Source organism: Streptomyces yunnanensis (assembly GCF_029011865.1).
Lineage (GTDB): Bacteria > Actinomycetota > Actinomycetes > Streptomycetales > Streptomycetaceae > Streptomyces > Streptomyces yunnanensis.
In genome coordinates this window covers 5,279,652-5,297,656 of sequence record NZ_CP095749.1, presented here as the reverse complement: position 1 = coordinate 5,297,656, position 18,005 = coordinate 5,279,652, and the positions used below count along the sequence as shown (strand labels likewise).

The following is an 18,005-nucleotide window of genomic DNA, read 5'->3' as shown; positions in this document are numbered from 1 at the left end:
AGAGACGACGGCGAGGTGCCGGGCGGATCGCTGAGTGCGTGCCGCTAGGTGCGTGCGGCCGTGGACGGCTGGTGCGCATCGGTGGACCGCTGCTGTTCGGCGTCGACGATGCGGGACAGTCGCGGTACGCGTGAACGGAGCATCACCACGATCGCGAGGATCAGCGCGATCCCCGGCACCTTCTGCAACCCGTCGGCCTGGCTGACCGGAAACGCATAGACGATCACGACGTTCAGCAGGGCGTAGCCGAGCATCGCTGTGGCACTCGCGGCGGTGAGCCGGCGGTGGGTGGCCCGCATCTGCGGGGAGTTGTGCCAACTGCGCTCGTACGCCGCGGCCCGCTCCGGATCGCCCTTGGTGGCCATCGGTGTGGCTCCGGTGTAGGTGAGCGGGCGACCGCGCCAGCAGGAGAGCAGGAAGACGGTGGCGGCGACGGTGAGGTAGACGGTGGGGCGCAGCAGCGCCAGCCGGGCGTCACCGGAGACGGTCAGCAACGCGGCTGTCGCTGCGAGTTCGGCGATGACGAGCAGGCCGAGCGCATCCACTCGCTGGCCGCGGATCATGCGGGGAACGGTGTACCCGGCGGTGGCCGCGCAGGCGATGATCAGCGCGGGCACGTCGGCGACGCCGAGCCAGTGCAGCAGGTAGTAGACGACGGTCGGAACGATCAGGTCGGACAGGATGGGCAGCAGGGCCCGCAGCGTCCTGGTCATCGCTGGGTTTCCTTTCCGGCGTGGCGGATCGCCTGGGCGAACCGCTCGCCGTAGTGCAGCGACTCCGCTACGGCGGCGAAGCCGTAGCGGCGCATCTCGGTCTCGTACGCGTCCACCGCCGATACGAGCCCGGCGGGATGCCGGACGGCGGTGAGCCTGTCCGCGAGCGCGGCCGCGTCACGCAGCGCGGTGTTGGCGCCGGTGCCGCCGGCCGGCGACATCGGGTGGATCGCGTCGCCGAGCAGGGTGACCCGTCCGGCGGGCCAGGCGGGCGGCTGGTCGGCGACGCGTACGTTCTGGACGAAGCAGTCTTCCGGGACGGCCTGCCGCACCGCCTGGTGCAGGGCGGGGTGCCATCCGGTGGTCGCGTCAGCCGCGTACCGGTGCAGCGCGGCCGGCGACGCGGTACGCCACTGCTCTTCGTCGGCGAACGGTCCCCCCGGTTCTCCGCTGAGCACCCACATCAGGTAGTCGGGTTCCGGGTCCAGCGACACCACCGGCGTCACCGCAACGGCAGCTTCCGCGTGCGGTCGGCGGGCGCGGTAGGCCCCCCAGATCCCGATGTGGCCTTGCGGGGCGACCGTCACCGCGACCCGGTCGAAGAGCGGCGCGGGCAGCCCGTCCCGCAGTGCGGGGCTCAGTGTGGTGCGCCCCCACAGGCAGCGGACGCCGGTGTCGCGGGTCCGTACGTCGGGCAGCAGCCCGGCACGCACGGCCGAGCCCACGCCGTCGGCTCCGACCAGCAGATCGCCCTCGGCGGTCGAGCCGTCGGCGAGGAGGACCCGCACCCGGTCGGGGGTCTGCTCGAAGCCGACCACCTCCTGCCCGAAGCGCACCTCCCGTTCCAGTCCGGCCAGCATGATCTGGCGTAGCGTCAGCCGGTTGACCCCGGTGTGGTCCCGAGGGGTGGCGGTGCCGTCAATGCCGACGTCGGTCGCCTGCAGCGGGCGCATGCGGTGGTCGAAGACGGCTACCCGGGCCCGCGCCTCGTCGTTGGAGGTGGCCAGGTACAGCCGGAACAGTTCCTTCGGCAAGCAGGCGGCGAGGGCGTCGCCGCCCACGCGGTTGATGTTGATCCGGTATCCTCGCCGGTCGGCTCGTACCGTCGGCGTCCGCTCGAAGACCGTCACGGCCAGGCCGGCCCGGCGCAGTGCCTGGGCAAGGGCGAGGCCACCCACCCCCGCACCGGCGATCAGTACCCGAAGTGTCACGCGATCCCCCATGGTGAGGTGCTCTTGGTCGTGCGCTCCGCCCCGTGGTCACCGGTCCAGGTGGGTATCGCCCACCCTCGCCTTGGACTCCTCGAACCTGGTCAGCAGGTCGGCCAGGGTGCGCACGTCCGCGGCGTCCCAGTCGGCGACGAAGGCCGTGAAGCGGTCGAGGCCCTGCTCGGCCAGCCGGTCGAGCTCATGCCGCCCGGAGTCGGTGAGCGTGACGATGCTGGAGCGGCGGTCCGCCGGATCGGTCGTCAGTGTCACGTGACCAGCCTGCTGAAGCGTCTTCAGCTGGTGGGTGATGGCCGATCGGTGCACCTCCAGGGCGGAGGCGAGATCGGACGGGCGCACCGCCTTGTCCGGGACCTCCCGGTCCGCCCAGCCGAGCACCTGGAGGACGGCGAGGGACGCCGCCTCCGGAATCCTGCGTCGGGCCCGTTCCACACCGGCAGCCACCGTGTTGACCGCGAACGCCAACCGTGCCACGTCGTCTCTGCTTGGTCGCATGCCCTCACCATAATGTAGTTGATTGACTTAATCAACTGGATTGGGGCGAGGCCATGCCCTCAAGGGCCGTCCAAGGGGGAACGAGCGGGCTTTTCGACCGCTTCGCCACCCCGGTTCGAGCGAACCGGGGCTGAGCCTGAGCGCGCCTTTCACGCACCGAACCTGCCGAGGAACCAGCGGATACCCATGAGTACCCATGAGGCATGCACTCCTGGTGCCACCGGCCCAACGCGCTCGGCGCCCAGGCCGTCCGCAAGCATCAAGCCCCGGACCGCATCCGGTCCGGGGCTTGTCGATCACGTGCGGCGCCGGGCCTCAGCCCTTGACGCAGACGACCTGCTTGAGCTTGGCGACGACCTCCACGAGGTCCCGCTGCTGCTCCATGACCTTCTCGATCGGCTTGTAGGCGCCGGGGATCTCGTCGACGACGCCGGAGTCCTTACGGCACTCCACGCCCCGCGTCTGCTCCTCCAGGTCGCGCGTGGAGAAGCGCTTCTTCGCGGCGTTCCGGCTCATCTTGCGGCCGGCGCCGTGCGAGGCGGAGTTGAAGGACGCCTCGTTCCCCAGGCCCCGGACGATGTACGAGCCGGTGCCCATCGAGCCCGGGATGATCCCGTAGTCGCCGCTGCCGGCCCGGATCGCGCCCTTGCGGGTCACCAGCAGCTCCACGCCCTCATAGGTCTCCTCCGCCACGTAGTTGTGGTGGCAGGAGATCACCGGCTCGAAGACCGGCCGGGCCTTGTGGAATTCCTTGCGGACGACGTCCTGGTACAGGGCCATCATCACGTCCCGGTTGTGCCGGGCGTACTCCTGCGCCCAGAAGAGGTCGTTGCGGTACGCCGCCATCTGCGGGGTGTCCGCGATGAAGACGGCGAGGTCGCGGTCGACCAGCCCCTGGTTGTGCGACAGCTTCCGGGCCTGCTCGATGTGGTACTCGGCGAGCTCCTTGCCGATGTTGCGGGAGCCGGAGTGCAGCATCAGCCAGACCGAGCCGGTCTCGTCGAGGCAGAACTCGATGAAGTGGTTGCCGGACCCCAGTGAACCCATCTGCTTGGCGGCCCGCTCGTGCCGGAACTTGACCGCCTCGGCCACCCCGTCGAAGCGGCCCCAGAAGTCGTCCCAGCCGGCGGCGGGGAAGCCGTGGATCCGGCGCGGGTCCACGGGGTCGTCGTGCATCCCCCGGCCGACCGGAATCACCTGCTCGATGCGGGAGCGCAGACGGGAGAGGTCGGCGGGCAGGTCGTCGGCGGTGAGCGAGGTCCTGACCGCGCTCATGCCGCAGCCGATGTCCACGCCGACGGCGGCCGGGCAGACCGCCCCGCGCATCGCGATGACCGAGCCGACGGTGGCCCCCTTGCCGAAATGCACGTCCGGCATCACGGCCAACCCCTGGATCCACGGAAGCGTGGCGACATTGCGCAGCTGCTGCATCGCGACGCCCTCGACCGTGGCCGGGTCGGCCCACATCCGGATCGGCACCTGGGCGCCGGGCACTTCGGTGTACGACATATCTAACTCATTCCCCCGGAAAACCGAAAAACGCAAAAGCCGGACAATACGCCTGATCATGGACAGCGAACCGGCGTTCACGGCGAGACGTGCGGTAGACATTGTGTCCACCTGCTGCCATCCGGCGGCAACCGCATTTCCGCAAGGAAGGAGCCGCGAACGATGCCGCGCAAGTCGTTCGTACCCGGTGCCGCGCTGCTGGTCACCGCGGCCCTGGCCGCCGGTCTCACCGGCTGCTCCAGCGGCTCCACCACCGGCACCGGCAGCAGCGACGGCAAGGGCGGCGACACCACCGCCGCCAGCCGGTCCGCCCAGCCCGGCCGCTACCAGACCCTGCCGGAGGCGTGCGGCCTGCCCTCCCACAGCATCCTGCGCGACATGCTGCCCGGCGACGGCCAGCCGCTGCCCCCGGCGGACGCACAGAAGATCTACGCCGGCCGGGCCGACGTCACCTACGACACCGATCGACGGGTCGGCTGCCAGTGGACGCGGGAGACCACCGCGGGCACCCGCCACCTCACGCTCGACATCCAGCGCGTGGTCTCGTACAACGCCGCGGTCAGCGACGACGACCGGGCGCAGGAGATCTACCTCGGCAAGGAGCAGGCCGCCAAGATCCCGTCCGACGGCTCCGGCTCCCCCTCGGCCTCGGCCTCGGCCAGCCCGAAGGACCAGCCGAAGGGCAAGCCCACGGACCAGTCGAAGCCGACGGCCGGCGCCACGGGCCAGGGCGACGGCACGGACGCCGACGCGGGCGGCAAGAAGACGGACGGCGACGCGACCACGGCGACCCCGTCGGCCTCCCCGTCCGAGACGCCCTCCGACCCCGCCACGGGCCCCGGCAGCCCGCTCGCCCCGCGCGTCCTGGACGGCCTCGGCGACGCGGCCTTCCTCAACGACCAGCTGATCACCACGGACTCCGGCGTGCACCGCGACATCACTGTGGTCTTTCGCACGTCGAACGTCATCGTGACGCTCACCTACGACCAGTGGTCCACCGACAAGACGCAGCTGCCGGAAAGCCAGGAACTGCAGGACAAGGCCCGTTCGTTGGCCGGCGAACTCGCCGACAGCCTCAGCGAATAAGCCCGCTATAGGTCGATCCCCCGGAAAGGGGGAGATGCCCGAGAGCGCCCCATTCGCCCCACTTTTCAGTGGTGACGAACCGGGCAGCCGCCTCGCTCCGCCGCGTACCGTGCCCTAGGACCCGCCCCGACCACGGGGCCGGGCCGCCACACGCCACAAGGGTCCGCACCGACTCGACGACGACGAACAGCGAAGGAACCATGCACCGATCAGCCAAGCGACTCGCCGGCCTCCTCACCTGCGCAGCAGTACCGATGCTGCTCGTCGCCGGGTGCTCCGGCTCGGACAGCAAGAGCTCCGGTGACAGCACTCCCTCCGGCTCGTCCAGCGCCGCCACCAGCACCGCGCCGTCGCCGACCGTCGCCGCCGCGAAGTTCAAGAAGCTGCCGAACCCCTGCACGGCGTTCTCCAAGGACACCCTCGACAAGCTGCTGCCCAAGGTGAAGGACGCGGCCGGCGCGCAGGGCAAGTCCACCGACCCGACCGTCCGCGGCGCCTGCTCCTGGACCAGCTCGGACGACCAGGGCGTCGACGGCACCCAGTTCCGCTGGCTGGACGTCGCCTTCCAGCGCTACGACTCCGACCCGGCCGTCGGCTCGGGCGAGAAGCGCGCCACGGACTTCTACACCCAGCAGGTCAACGACGCCAAGGGCACCCAGGGCGCCAAGAAGGTCGCCACCGTGGCGACCGCGGGCACCGGCGACGCGGCCACCGCCATCACCTACGACATCGCGAAGGACGGCAACGACTTCAAGAACACGACGATCGTTACCCGCACCGCCAACATCGTCGTCACCGTCAACTACAACGGCGCGGGGATGGCCGGCGCCGACGACCCCAACGGCAACGACCTGCTGAAGGCCGCCCAGGCCGCCGCCAAGGAAGCCGTCACCGCCGCCACCAAGGCCAACAACGCCTGACCTCCCCGGGATCACCGGCCGGCGGCACCGCCCCGGCCCTCCCCGGCCCGGCGTGAACGGGTGTGCAACGCTAGGGCCGGCCCTAGGGCCCCAATTCGCCGAGTCCGGGGAGGGACCGCGGGTGTCCGCGACACAGACCGCGCAGTTGACCCGCACGCACCGCGTCCTGATCGGCGTGGTCATCGCCGGCGCGGCCCTGATCGCGGCGATCGGCTTCACCGGCTCCTACGCGGCGGTCCGCGCCCTGGCCGAGAAGAAGGGCTTCGGCGCCTTCTCGGTCGTCTTCCCGATCGGCATCGACGCCGGCATCGTGGTCCTGCTCGCCCTGGACCTGCTGCTCACCTGGATCCGCATCCCGTTCCCGCTGCTGCGCCAGACCGCCTGGCTGCTGACCGCCGCGACCATCGCGTTCAACGGGGCCGCCGCCTGGCCCGACGCGCTGGGCGTCGGGATGCACGCGGTCATCCCGGTGCTGTTCGTCGTCGCCGTGGAGGCCGCCCGGCACGCCGTCGGCCGGATCGCCGACCTCACCGCCGACCGGCACATGGAGGGCGTCCGGCTCGCCCGCTGGCTGCTGGCCTTCCCCTCCACCTTCCGGCTCTGGCGCCGGATGAATATCTCTATGCCGCACTGACCCGTCAGGGACGTACGGCACGTCCCATCACTCGTTCGTGGCTCACAAGTATCTACAACGCGGGAGTCACGTTAGGTACGGCATGAACGCCGATGCCTTTCAAGCTGAGCGGGCCCTGTCCCCCACCGGAGATCCTCAGGGCACCAGATGGGTCATCCTCGACCCCCAGCTTTCGATCCACCAGGAGGGGACGGACTTCCTGACGTTCCTGCACGGTGCGGACCGGTCCGTGAACACCATCAGGGTCTACGCGGGGCGACTGGCCCTGTTCCTGACCTGGTGCGCGGAGTACCCGGTCGACTGGAGAACCATCACTCTGGCCTCGATGGCACGCTTCCGGTTCTGGCTGGAGTCCACCACCGGAAGACGTGGCAAGCCGCGCTCCGGAGCAACGGTCAACGCGACGATCACAGCCGTGGTGGAGTACTTGCGGTACTGCGCTCGCCACGAACTGGTCGCCCCAGAGGTGGCGGACCGCTTGGCTCAGCCGCGCTACCTGGCTACACCGCCGCCCGGCTTCGATGCTGGTGAGCGCGGGCAGTTCCGCACGGTCCGCGCGAAGGCGATCAAGTCGCGCGAGGTGGAGAAGCCTTATGAGGCCTTAGCTGAGGAGCAGGTCGCCGCGGTGGTGGCCGGGTGTCCTACGGCCCGCGACCGGTTCTTGGTGGTGCTGATGCTGGCGACCGGCATCCGCATCGGGGAAGCGCTGGGACTGCGAAGGCAGGACATGCACTTTCTGCCGGATTCCCGCGCTCTGGGCTGCAGTGTGTCTGGGGCCCACATCCATGTACGCCACCGCCGGGACAACGAGAACAAAGCCCTGGCCAAGTCCCGCTACCCGCGGAGCGTGCCGGTCGATGCCCCCACTGTGGCCGAGTACGTGGCCTACCGCACCGACCGGGACGCGGTGGCCGAAGCCGAGGCGAACGACCTGGTCTTCGTCAATCTCTACCAGCGCCCCCTGGGCAAGGCGATGACCTATCAGGCGGCGAAGGGCATGTTCGAGCGGCTGTCGCAGCAGTGCGGCTTCGTGGTGCGTCCGCACATGCTGAGGCACACCGCCGCGACGTCCTGGGTCAGGGCCGGCGTGCCGATCGATGTCGTGCAGCAGTTGATGGGGCACGTCTCGGCCGCGTCTACCGCGATCTACCTGCACGCCAACGAGCGCGAGAAGCGGGAGGCCGTAGAGCGCGTGGCTGCCCGACGGGAGGTGACCACGCGATGAAGAGCGTGCCCGCTTCCACACGACTTCCGGCCCCGTCCCGGGAGCCTGAGGCGCCCACAGAGCGCTGGTTGGCGTGGCTGCGCCAGCAGGTGCAGCCCGGCTGGCGTCCGGGCGAGTGGGATCACGAGCGGATGTTCTTCGATGGCGATCTGGACAACGACGCCACCGGTGCCTCGCGGTGCAAGGTTGTCGCCTGCCGGACTCCCTGTCCTGGCCGCGTCGGCCGGTGCTCGCCCTGCAGCGTGGCCGCCCGGGGCAGTGACCTGTCTGACGAGGAATTCGACGCCACTTACCAGCCGGCCCGGAAGCGACGCGTGCGCGGAACGTCTGAGCGCGAGCCATGCCTAGTCACTGCCCCTTCGGGGCAATGCGCACGGGAAGCCGTGAGCCGCGGGCTGTGCCCGCGCCACGCCGCCGCCTTCAACGAGCGCCGGAAACGGAACCCTGGGCTGAACGTCGAAGACTGGCAACGCTTGGCGACCCCCCGCCCCCTGCCCCGCCGGGGGGAATGCCTCGTGGGTGGATGCGACCGTGAGCAGGAACAGCTCCGCCTGTGCACCTCCCACTACGGAAGATGGCGAGGTGAGGTCGACCGCGGGAACTGCGCGCCCGACCAGCTTCTGGCATGGGCGGCCACTACCGGGCCGTTCCTCCAGGTGCACCAATTCTGGTGCGGAGGGCTCCGCCCTGTCGTCGCCCACGAGCTGCTTCTCGGTCTTCAGGAGCGCGACCGAGCAGGGCTGAGCATCAATCCGATCGCAGTCCGGCACGCCATCGCATCGATCGCCGACGTGAACACATTGTGCGGCCTGGACCTGGCGTCGCTGCGGTTCGGCAAGGAAAAGGGCAGCAGTCCGGGGCGCGCATTACTGGGCCAGCTCCAGCGCATGGTCGAGCGCGCTCGACGGCGGTACGAAGGCGCCGACCCGATGGCGGGCGACGTATGGGACGCAGCCGCCGTAGGGTTGTGGGCTGCCACCCATCGCCGCTATGACGCGGTGAAGGGCTACGTCGACTTCCGTGTCGTCCGACAGACGTGGCTGCGCACACTTCTCGTGGACTGGGCACGCTCCGTCCGACCGACAATCCAAGACCTGCGCATCTCCCTCCTGGCTTTCTCTGCCGCGTCCGAAGGGCTGGCCACGCGGCCCGGAGGCGGCGAGGCTCCAGCGCGTCTGGGCGCCGCGGACATGACGACGGCAGTCGAGGCGATCAAGAAGTCCCGGAAGAAGAACGGATCCCTCCGCGCGGCAGCCACCCAGGACAAACTGGTCAGAGCATGGTTTGGGGTGTTGGACTTCGCTCGAGCGAGCGGGCTGATGGACGATGTGCCTGGCACCTTCAGCAGGGCCCGCCATCACCGTGTCGTTCCCGTCAAGGCCAATGAAGAACAAGCCGGCCGAGCCCTGCCCGACATCGTCATCCACCAACTAGACGCACAGCTACACCTGGTGGATGTCACCCACCGGGGCTGGCCGAAAGATCTCTCACGGCTGTTCCACCAGACCGTCTACGCCGTCCTGCGCGACACCGGTCGCCGCCTGGGCGAGGTCGCAAGCCTCAAAGTGGGCTGCGTCGAGCAGGAAGACGATCATTACCAGTTGGTCTACGACAACCACAAAGCCAAGCGGAACGGCCGCCGCCTGCCCATCCCCCAGAGCACGGCCGAACTGATCACCCTCTGGGAACAGCGCCGCGCGGAGCTCCCACTGACCGAGCGAGCCGGACCATGGCTGTTCCCCAGCGCCCTGCACGGCTCCGGCCGCGGAAACGGGCATATTCGGGCCGACAGTCTCTCAGCAGCACTGCGTACCTGGGTCGACGCACTCCCCCGCATCGACAGCGACGTCCCAGGATCAGAGGGGCAGCCGCTGCCCTTCGATCGCTCCCAGATCACCGCGCACGCCTTCCGCCACACCTACGCCCAGCGGCATGCCGACGCAGGCGTTCCCGTTGACGTTCTGCGCGACCTCATGGATCACGCCTCGGTCAATACCACGATGGGCTACTACCAGGTGACGCTGAAACGCAAGCGGGAGGCAATCCGCACACTCGCGCCCTTGGCGGTGGACCGCACCGGCCAGGCCGCACCTCTCCCCCAGACCAAGTACGAGATCGCCTCGGTAGCCGTACCGTTCGGCAACTGCACCGAACCCTCCAACGTCAAGGCCGGCGGCGGATCCTGTCCCATCCGTTTCCAATGCTCAGGCTGCACCTTCTACCACCCCGATCCGTCGTACCTGCCCGCCATCGAGGATCACGTACGCGACCTGAAGTCCGACCGCGAGACCGCAGACGCCATCGGGGCAGCCGACTTCGTACTGACCAACATCAAGGCTCAGATCGACAGCTTCCAGGAAGTGGCCACCACCATGCACGACCAGCTCGCCGCGCTGCCTGACGACGAACGGCAGCAGATCGAGGAAGCGAGCAAGATCCTCCGCAAAGCACGTGCCACTACGTCCCACAAGCTGCTGCCTCTGACAGTGATCAAGCAACGCGAGGAGGACCAGTGACCGCTCGCGAGGCCCGCGCTGCCGCGCTGAAGGCAGCGCGTGAGCGCGACAGCAAGGACAAGCGCCGGCGCGTGCTGGAGGTCCTGGAATCCCTGCAGCGCGCAGGAACGAAGATCACGTTCGCCCGGGTGGCCAAGGAAGCCGGCGTCTCCAACTGGCTTGCGTATTCGCCGGGGCTGCGCGAACCCATCGAGACCGCCCGCCAGCGCCAGGAGGAGCTCGGCATCGAGGCGACAGCCGATGCCGTTCCACCACCAAGCCGCGTCAGCAGCGCCAGCCTCAAGACCGACCTCGCCCTCGCCCAGCAGCAGATCAAGGAGCTCCGCGAGGAGCGCAACCGGCTGCGCGAACGGCTGCGCCTCCAGCTCGGGGCAGAACTGGACCGCACCGACGGCCAGGAACTCGTGGCCCGCGTGAGCGAGTTGAGCCGGGAGAACGCGGAGCTCGGCAGACAAGCGCAACAGGCTCAAGCTGACAACCGTACGCTTCGCACCACGATCGAGAGCCTGGAAGACGACCTGACGGCCGCCCGTCAGAGCTTGCGCAAGATGATGCGCAGCACGTAGAAGCAGATCAGACAGACGGCCTCTCAGCGCTGGCATGACGGACCTGCCCACACCATGCCGGTGCTGACCCTCACTCTGAGCGGAGGAAGCATGCCCCCGAGCCAGAGCCCGGTCCGCTTCATCCACTTCCTCCTGGCCCCCCGCATGGCTCGACGCCTGTACCTATGGACGCTAGATAACCCCGGTCTCACCTACCAGGCAGCACTGCGGTGGGAGGCGGCATGGGTCTGTGAACGCGCAAGATTGCGTCGGATTCACGGGTGGAGGTGGCGATGGAAGGCGCCTCCGATGGAGCGTGCAGCGATGCGTGTCGTCCTCTTCAAGCCCACACCACAGCAGTTCACTTAACAACGTTCCGTACCGGGACGTAGCCGTACCTGCACCTCTCGTGAACTCATTTCGCATGATCAGCATGAGGTGAGCACTGTTGCGTTCGCTACTCAACGTGTGATCATGCTGAAGTCACTGGCACTTCGAGGTATGCCGGAGACGACAGGGGGAGAGATGGCTGCTGATCCGTTAGAGACAGCGTGGAAGCTGCAGGCTGGGCTGGCAGACTCGACAGGCAAAGCAGATGCTAAAGCCTCGTTCGCGCTAGCCGTCCAATCAACCGCACTGGTACTACTCGGCGTTCTGACCAGCGCCGGAAAGAGTCCTGGCAACCCACAGCACGGCATCTCTCTCGTCCTCCTGTGGGCCGGCGCTGCCATTCTCGCCTGCGGAGCGTGTTGTGCGGCCGCTGCGGTCTCACCAAACCTACGCAAGGAACGACGCGGTCCACACCCTGACGACGACGTCCTCTTCTTCGGGCACCTGCGGCACTGGGATCCCACAGAACTCGAGGCTGCCTTAAAGAGCAAGGATCTTCTGCCGAACCTCTCCAGGCAGATCGTGGTGATGAGTGAGATCGCCTGGACCAAGCATCGCCGCGTGCAGTGGTCCTTCGCGCTAGCCGCAGTCGGCTCCGCAGCCCTGGGCTTGGCCGCAATCCTCAAGTGAGCCCGTGCGTTCTACCTGAGGGGGTAGCGCTACATGGTTTACCAGCCGCATCGAGCGGTGCTGGGGGAAGATCTGTGGAGCCGACTCTGTTCCCTGGCACCCGAACGCCCACGCCCCACCGGCAGCGTGCTGATGCGCCAAGGCGACCCGGGAACCCACGTTCTCGCGCTCACCTGTGGCTCAGCGATCGTGACACTGACCGGAGGTGAAGGGGAGCGCACATTGCTCGCGGTACGCGGCGCGGGTGAGCTGTTCGGCGAACTCGCGGTGCTGGATGCGCAACCCAGATCCGCCTCCGTCACCGCCGCACGCCCCTGTCTCGTCCATGTCATCGCCGCTCCCCTCTTCGAGCAGTTCGTCGCGGAGAACAGACTGACGAACGTGATGCTGCGACACGCCATCGCCCGCGTGAGGACAGCCGAGGAGGTACGACTGGAGCTGGCGACTGCGCCCGTCGTACACAGGTTGGCCTCCGCCCTGATGCGGCTTATCGAAGCCTCGGCACCAGAAGGCAGCGAGGTAGAAGTTCCCTTGACTCAAGGGGAGCTGGCGCAGCTGATCGGAGCCTCACGGAACGCGGTCGGAACGGTCATCGGCACGTGGAAGTCGAGGAACTGGGTGGCTACTTCACCGGCTGGCGGTCTACTGATCAAGAACGTGAAGGCCATCTACAGCACGCTGCACTGAACCGTGTGATGCACCGCACGCCGAGGCTGCCCAGCAGTGGGCAACCTCGCGGTCACACCCTCGACACCATGAAGGCCTGAGAACCAGACAGCGTCCCCTCGAAGGAGCCGAAACAGGATGCAATCCGAGACCGACTTCCGTGACATCCCCCCGGAGCAGGCCCTGTTCGTCCTGGATATGAAGGGTTACAGCCAAATCCGCGAGTGCCGTATGTCGCCCGTCCGCGGTGACCTGGACGACATCCTCGCGCACGTCTTCGCTCAAAGCGGCCTCGCCGAAGAGTGGGCGGACGGGACCGCCTACAAGGACACTGGTGACGGTGCGATCTTCGTCCTGCCCACTGCCCGGATGTGGCGGCTTGTGGACCCGCTGCTGGGCAACCTGGACCAGGCACTCGCCCGTTACGACCGAGAGAAGATGGAGCGCACGCCCACCATCAGACTCAGGGCGAGCATCCACGTCGGCCCTTTGACCCCTGAGGACCACCGGGGCAACGCGATCAACGATGCTTGCAGATTCGTCAACAGCGACCTTGCCTACGCTGGTATGAGTGCCGCCGTCGAGCACGACGCCTACGTCGCCGCCGTCCTATCTCAGATCGCTTTCAGTTACACCGTGGACGCTGGGCGATGCGAGCGACTGTCTGAAAAGCAGTTTCTGCCCGCGACCGCGCGGGTGGACAACAAACCTACGTTCACCGAATCGGCATATGTTCATGTGCCCGGAGTGGGCCCCACCAGCATCGCCGGGTGCATTACCCCTCACGCAGCCGGTCAGCGATCCGCCTTCCGTGGCGAAGAGCGGGAACGTGGTTCAGTGCGAGTCGTGCAGCGCCCGGAAGAAGTGAACGGCATCGTCCGTGGCGTGAAGGCTCGTGGTGTGACGGCACACGCCAACGTGGAGATTGACCAGGCAACCCCGGTAGTCAACCCAGGCGCTGAACTCACCGGTCTCGAGATCGACGGGACTCTCGGCTGAAGCATTCACGCTCTCACACAACCACGGCTCGATCATCTACGGGGAAGCAGCACCTCAATGACCGACTCAGACAGCGCAGCCACACCACCGCAGAGCAAAGATCCGCATGCGTTTGGACCAGGGTGGTTCGATCCTGACCACAGCCCAAGTGACGATATCTCCCCTCCTCAGGGTGAAGGGGACAAGAATGATGTCGTCGCCTCAGCAGAGGATCTACTTGAAGAGGCTCCCATCCCTGCCGACATCTCCGATCACTTGCGCAACTTGCTGGAGAAGTCCGGAACACGTGGCAGGCCAGAGCCCGAGGAAATCGCGAGGTTCCGGCAAGCTGCGATGCTCAACCTAGGCGAGATGAACCTCATTAAGGTTCTCAACGTGGCTCCGGACTCACTGGTGCCAGACGAGTTGGCCGAGGAGTATCTGGCGATGGTGCGCGCCGTCTACGCACGGCCGGCCGACTTCGACGACGCGTGTCAAGCGTTGCAGCAGCCAGGCTCCATCGTAGTCCTGCCCCGGAACGCTGGCACTGGCCGCATCATTTCTGCTCACGCACTCCTCGCCGAAATGCACTACAACCAGGACATCCGAGCACGGGTCGGGCCCCTGACCTTCGGAGGGCTAGACAAGTTCCCGGCAAAGAGGCTGCCGCAAGAAGACAACTGGTGCTACGTACTGGAACTTCCGGCTGACGAGGAAGGCTTCCAAGTCTCGGGAGACTTCGGTGCATCACTGAAAAATCTCATCTATCCCCTGCAGAAGCGAAACTCGCGCTTGGTCGTACTCACGACGCCAGACCAATGGGATCGGATCAAATGGGGGGCACCCTCTGGGGTCGTGCAGCTCACGGGGGAGGCCACCGCTAAGCAGATCGCCGAGAGGTGGCTACTCGCCGAGGATCCCGAATTCCCCGTGAGGAAGTGGCTCGACGATCCTGAGATCGACCATATCCTCCAAGGGCAGTATCCTGAAGACGCTTTGGAGATCGTCGATCATATACGATCCGCATCTCGCGCCGACGAAGAGGCACTACCTGCAAAGGAAGCTCTCACTGCAGGGCTCAGAGAGAGCCCTGACGCGCTCTTCCACCGACAAGTCCAGAGCGTGGTAAATGCCCGCGATCACTGGGAAAGTCAGTTGCTGGAATGGCATAGCGAAACTGGCCGCACCAGCTTCGAGCGGAACTATCTCCTCGCAGCCGCCGCTCTGCGCGACGCATCAGTAGCCCATATCTACGCGCAAGCAGCTATCCTTGGCTCCACGTTCAAGGAGAACGTGGAAATAAGCCTCGCTGGCCAGCAGGCTCCTGGGGTAATCCAAATGACAAAGGCCATTAAGGCCAAGCTCACTGCCCGCGGGACGCTTTCATTCGCTCGGCCAGGTTGGGACGATGGGGCATTGGAGTACTTCTGGACCGACCGCCCCCTGGCTCGCACCGCTTTCCTTAATTGGCTTGCCGAGGCCCCGTTCTCGGATTCCAAAGAGGCACTGGAAAAGCTGTCGCCTCCTGAGCAACGAGAACTAGCCGAGCGAATTGGGCGATTCGCAGTGCGTTGGGCCGCCCGGCACCGAAACTCCGCACCACTGGAGAAGATCGTCGCACGATGGCACGACAGTGACCTCTGGCCCGTCGCAGTTCAGCTCATCACCAGTGCCTCAGTGCACACTGCGAGCGAACAGTATGTCCATGAGGTCTTGTTGCGCTGGTCCAAGAACAAAGCAACGCCAGCACTGAGGATCATGACCGTCGCGGTATGCGCTGGCGAATTCGGCACACGACACACGGGCAAGGCACTTCGCCGCTTGCGGCACGCGGCGAACTCGCAGCACCCCGAAGTCATCGAGTCGCTTCGAGAGGCGGTCAGGACACTGTGGGCGGAGCCCACAGTCCGGACGACTCTCTTCGGTTACATCATCAGTTGGTGCGAGGCCGACGACTTGCTGGCTGAGGCCGGGCGTAGGACGTTTGGCGCCCTGGCCACTTCCGTCGCAGCCGACGACCCTTCCATGCCTCTCCTGCTCGCCGGAATGGAGGACGACGGCCCTCGACCAACCTCGATCTCTTTGGCAAAAGGATGGCGTACCTTGCTCGGTCCCGACTCGGATCTCGACGAGGCAGAACAGGCACTGCATCTATGGATGGATGGCGCCCTCAGCCATCCCACAATCAAGGAAACTGTCTTGGAATCCTTGCGCGCAGCTGTCGACACGTCCGTAGACGGAGGCCCTGTTCGCCCTCGGGACAATCTTCGCCGACTCCTTTTCCGATGGGAGAGCGCCTCCGCAGCGGGCTCATCGGTGGCGCGCGACGAACTGCGCTCCGAGCTGGCCAAGCTCCTCGACAAGGATCTCAGTAGGGCCCTGGATCACGCCCTCGAAAGCGCCAACAGCACCGGCGGCGCCGCGTGACCTGGTGGAGACGTACGAGGGACACTCCAAATCATCCCGAAAAGACATGGACATACATATTTCCAGACCGCCTCGACTCGCGTGACTCCGGTCTAGCCTTCGACGCATCCCTTCGCGTGGAGTGGCGCCCAGTACAAGACGCCCGTGCCCTGAGGCCGACTCAACAAACCGCCGGCCTGGTAGCACGGCGAATCGCAGAGGGCGCCGCGGTGGAGACCAGCGTGCTGCGTCGCCATGCCGCTGAACAGGACATCAACGACGCTCTGCGTCGCCAACTCCCTGCCCGTCGTGAGGGAGTAGAAGTACTTCGGGCTGAGATCAGTTTGCACGTCTCCAAAGACACTGCAGATGCCGCTAGCCATCTTGAGCAGGTAAAACGCGAGGGAGAACTCGATGCTTTGGCCCGCCGCCAGGCCAAAGCTCGCATGGAGTTTCTCTACAACGAAATGTTGGGCACCCCAGCGAAGGCCCGTCTCTACACCCTTCTGGAACACTCGCCTCGTCTGGAGGCCCTTCCTCCGGGCACTGATCCCGACGCTCTGGTACGTCAGGTCCAGCAATGGCAACCAGAAGGAAGGTGGGTTGTGATCGCCCAGCTCCTGCACACCTTCGTCGAACGCCTATCCAAAGAAGGTGAAGAAGAACTCCTCTTCCTCGCCGAGAAGCTGCTCCATTCCTTCGGGGAGAGGAAGCTCGCAGAGCAGGTCAAGCAAGTAGGCACCAAGTAACGAGTCGTCTCCCTCATGAGGAGGTTTGTTGCATCTTTGGGTGACTGCGTAACTCACATCCCAGACATCTCTGCAACGCCTCCACCTGCAGATATGCGCCGTCACCTAGAGATAAGGATGAAGCTGTGGGAACTGCGCTCCTACGAGCAGGTCATCCAGCTCGAACAGGACCGCCTCGTCTACCAGGCGCGACTGCGGGCCCGCTACGGGCGCGGCTGGCGGCGCCGGGCCCCGGTCGAGTCCCTGATGCCGCTGCGGCTGGCCCGCTACGGCGTCCCGCTGGCACAGACCGCGCCGGCCGGGCTGGCCGCGGCCGGGATCGACCTGCCGGCGGACCGGCCGCTCTCCCCCGCCCCTCCCCTTCCCACGGGCCCGGAGGCCCTGCCGGCCGTCCCGGGCCCCCGCGCGGCCACGGCCCCCGTGCCGGCAGCCCCCGAGCCGACGCGGGAAGCGGAGCCGAAGCCGCAACCGCAACCGCAACCGGAGCCGGAGCCGGAGCCGGAACCCGTAGCGGAAGCTCCCGCATCCGTGGCCGTCCCCGTGCCCGCTCGCATGGAGGAAACCCCGGCCGAGGCCGAACGCCCGCGCCCCGAGACCGAGTTGACCGTCCCGGTCGGACCGGGTCGACGACGCCCCCTGGGCACCGCGGGCGCCGCGCTCCCCCACGACGAGCCGGACGCCGAATTCCCCGACGCCGGCTTCCCGAACTCCGGCTTCCCGGAAGCCGACCCCGCCGACGAGGCGCCCCGGGACGAGAAGTACTTCGCCGCGTACCGCTCCTACGTGGCGGAGAAGAACGACTTCCCCGACTCCCGCCAATTCGGCCGCTATCTCCTGGAGTCCTACGGGTACCAGGGCCGCGACGGGGGCCCGCTCAGCGAGGGCTATCTGCGCGGTTTCCTCCGCGACTTCCGCGCCCGCTTCCGGATGGAGATGGAGTCGGAACACATCCCGTAGGCGGAACACACCCCGCGAGCCGGGCACCCACCGAGGCGGGCGGACGACGACAGCGACGACGGCACCGACACCGACAGTCGGCGCTCAACGCCCCTGCCCCAAAACCCCGTTACGCCGCTACGCCGCTACGCCGCTACGCCACCCTCCGCTCCCCCTCCCCTTCCGCCTTCCGCTTGCGGTCCCACTCACCCCATGCGATCAGTGCGACGCCCGCGGCACAGATGCCGGCGTAGGCGGGCGACGGCAGGTGGACGAAGTGCCGGATCACGCCCCAGGCACCGTCGAAGAAGACCTGCCCGACAAAGCCCAACCCGCCCTGGAGCATGACGATGAAGCCGATGATTCCCCTCATGCACCCAG

General features: G+C 67.0%; 16 protein-coding genes and 1 pseudogene. 12 read left to right on the top strand and 5 right to left on the bottom strand.

The window, feature by feature from the left end; all coding sequences use genetic code 11:
* Positions 1-44: 44 nt before the first annotated feature.
* The 4 genes from MOV08_RS23035 to MOV08_RS23020 form a co-directional block, all read right to left on the bottom strand.
* Positions 45-713 (bottom strand): VC0807 family protein, encoded by a 669-nt coding sequence (locus MOV08_RS23035; RefSeq protein WP_275308711.1) that lies wholly within the window; start codon positions 711-713, stop codon positions 45-47.
* Positions 710-1,924, bottom strand: a complete 1,215-nt coding sequence (locus MOV08_RS23030; protein WP_275308710.1) for an FAD-dependent oxidoreductase — start codon at positions 1,922-1,924, stop codon at positions 710-712. Before MOV08_RS23030 ends, MOV08_RS23035 begins: the two co-directional genes overlap by 4 nt.
* Positions 1,925-1,972: 48 nt before the next feature.
* The gene (locus MOV08_RS23025) at positions 1,973-2,434 is read right to left on the bottom strand and encodes a MarR family winged helix-turn-helix transcriptional regulator (RefSeq protein ID WP_275308709.1); all 462 of its coding nucleotides are present in this window, start codon (positions 2,432-2,434) and stop codon (positions 1,973-1,975) included.
* A gap of 315 nt (positions 2,435-2,749) precedes the next feature.
* A complete protein-coding gene (locus MOV08_RS23020; protein ID WP_275308708.1) occupies positions 2,750-3,943 on the bottom strand; it encodes an RtcB family protein in 1,194 nt (397 codons plus the stop codon).
* 162 nt (positions 3,944-4,105) lie between these two features.
* Between MOV08_RS23020 and MOV08_RS23015 the strand changes: the two genes are divergently transcribed.
* The 12 genes and pseudogenes from MOV08_RS23015 to MOV08_RS22960 all read left to right on the top strand — a co-directional run bounded on the left by MOV08_RS23015 (position 4,106) and on the right by MOV08_RS22960 (position 17,645).
* Positions 4,106-5,029 (top strand): hypothetical protein, encoded by a 924-nt coding sequence (locus MOV08_RS23015; protein ID WP_275308707.1) that lies wholly within the window; start codon positions 4,106-4,108, stop codon positions 5,027-5,029.
* Positions 5,030-5,229: 200 nt separating this feature from the next.
* Positions 5,230-5,949: a DUF3558 family protein gene (locus tag MOV08_RS23010; RefSeq protein ID WP_275308706.1), complete on the top strand. Its 720-nt coding sequence runs from the start codon at positions 5,230-5,232 to the stop codon at positions 5,947-5,949.
* A 121-nt stretch (positions 5,950-6,070) separates the two neighbouring features.
* A pseudogene (locus tag MOV08_RS23005) lies at positions 6,071-6,568 on the top strand (DUF2637 domain-containing protein); the annotation flags it as partial.
* Positions 6,569-6,665: 97 nt separating this feature from the next.
* On the top strand, positions 6,666-7,808 hold the full coding sequence (locus MOV08_RS23000; RefSeq protein WP_275308705.1) for a tyrosine-type recombinase/integrase: 1,143 nt from the start codon (positions 6,666-6,668) through the stop codon (positions 7,806-7,808).
* Positions 7,809-8,323: 515 nt separating this feature from the next.
* Positions 8,324-10,324: a tyrosine-type recombinase/integrase gene (locus tag MOV08_RS22995; protein WP_275308704.1), complete on the top strand. Its 2,001-nt coding sequence runs from the start codon at positions 8,324-8,326 to the stop codon at positions 10,322-10,324.
* Complete coding sequence (locus MOV08_RS22990; protein ID WP_275308703.1) at positions 10,321-10,890, top strand: DUF6262 family protein; 570 nt, start codon at positions 10,321-10,323, stop codon at positions 10,888-10,890. Before MOV08_RS22995 ends, MOV08_RS22990 begins: the two co-directional genes overlap by 4 nt.
* Positions 10,891-11,343: 453 nt before the next feature.
* Positions 11,344-11,889 carry a Pycsar system effector family protein gene (locus MOV08_RS22985; RefSeq protein WP_275308702.1) on the top strand — a complete coding sequence of 182 codons (546 nt, stop codon included), beginning with the start codon at positions 11,344-11,346 and terminating at the stop codon, positions 11,887-11,889.
* Positions 11,890-11,922: 33 nt separating this feature from the next.
* Positions 11,923-12,576: a Crp/Fnr family transcriptional regulator gene (locus tag MOV08_RS22980; protein WP_275308701.1), complete on the top strand. Its 654-nt coding sequence runs from the start codon at positions 11,923-11,925 to the stop codon at positions 12,574-12,576.
* Between the two features lie 117 nt (positions 12,577-12,693).
* Positions 12,694-13,554: a hypothetical protein gene (locus tag MOV08_RS22975; RefSeq protein ID WP_275308700.1), complete on the top strand. Its 861-nt coding sequence runs from the start codon at positions 12,694-12,696 to the stop codon at positions 13,552-13,554.
* A gap of 57 nt (positions 13,555-13,611) precedes the next feature.
* Complete coding sequence (locus tag MOV08_RS22970) at positions 13,612-15,960, top strand: hypothetical protein (protein ID WP_275308699.1); 2,349 nt, start codon at positions 13,612-13,614, stop codon at positions 15,958-15,960.
* A gap of 209 nt (positions 15,961-16,169) precedes the next feature.
* The gene (locus MOV08_RS22965; protein WP_275308698.1) at positions 16,170-16,688 is read left to right on the top strand and encodes a hypothetical protein; all 519 of its coding nucleotides are present in this window, start codon (positions 16,170-16,172) and stop codon (positions 16,686-16,688) included.
* Positions 16,689-16,805: 117 nt separating this feature from the next.
* Positions 16,806-17,645 (top strand): hypothetical protein, encoded by an 840-nt coding sequence (locus MOV08_RS22960; RefSeq protein WP_275308697.1) that lies wholly within the window; start codon positions 16,806-16,808, stop codon positions 17,643-17,645.
* Positions 17,646-17,778: 133 nt separating this feature from the next.
* Here MOV08_RS22960 and MOV08_RS22955 read toward each other — a convergent pair whose 3' ends face one another.
* A complete protein-coding gene (locus MOV08_RS22955) occupies positions 17,779-17,997 on the bottom strand; it encodes a hypothetical protein (protein ID WP_275308696.1) in 219 nt (72 codons plus the stop codon).
* Positions 17,998-18,005: the final 8 nt, after the last annotated feature.

Bases quoted from the DNA above. Each gene is read 5' to 3' on its own strand.
- MOV08_RS23035 (WP_275308711.1), bottom strand. From the start codon at position 713: ATGACCAGGACGCTGCGGGCCCTGCTGCCCATCCTGTCCGACCTGATC.
- MOV08_RS23025 (WP_275308709.1), bottom strand. From the start codon at position 2,434: ATGCGACCAAGCAGAGACGACGTGGCACGGTTGGCGTTCGCGGTCAAC.
- MOV08_RS23020 (WP_275308708.1), bottom strand. From the start codon at position 3,943: ATGTCGTACACCGAAGTGCCCGGCGCCCAGGTGCCGATCCGGATGTGG.
- MOV08_RS23015 (WP_275308707.1), top strand. From the start codon at position 4,106: ATGCCGCGCAAGTCGTTCGTACCCGGTGCCGCGCTGCTGGTCACCGCG.
- MOV08_RS23010 (WP_275308706.1), top strand. From the start codon at position 5,230: ATGCACCGATCAGCCAAGCGACTCGCCGGCCTCCTCACCTGCGCAGCA.
- MOV08_RS23000 (WP_275308705.1), top strand. From the start codon at position 6,666: ATGAACGCCGATGCCTTTCAAGCTGAGCGGGCCCTGTCCCCCACCGGA.
- MOV08_RS22985 (WP_275308702.1), top strand. From the start codon at position 11,344: ATGCTGAAGTCACTGGCACTTCGAGGTATGCCGGAGACGACAGGGGGA.
- MOV08_RS22980 (WP_275308701.1), top strand. From the start codon at position 11,923: ATGGTTTACCAGCCGCATCGAGCGGTGCTGGGGGAAGATCTGTGGAGC.
- MOV08_RS22975 (WP_275308700.1), top strand. From the start codon at position 12,694: ATGCAATCCGAGACCGACTTCCGTGACATCCCCCCGGAGCAGGCCCTG.
- MOV08_RS22970 (WP_275308699.1), top strand. From the start codon at position 13,612: ATGACCGACTCAGACAGCGCAGCCACACCACCGCAGAGCAAAGATCCG.
- MOV08_RS22960 (WP_275308697.1), top strand. From the start codon at position 16,806: ATGAAGCTGTGGGAACTGCGCTCCTACGAGCAGGTCATCCAGCTCGAA.
- MOV08_RS22955 (WP_275308696.1), bottom strand. From the start codon at position 17,997: ATGAGGGGAATCATCGGCTTCATCGTCATGCTCCAGGGCGGGTTGGGC.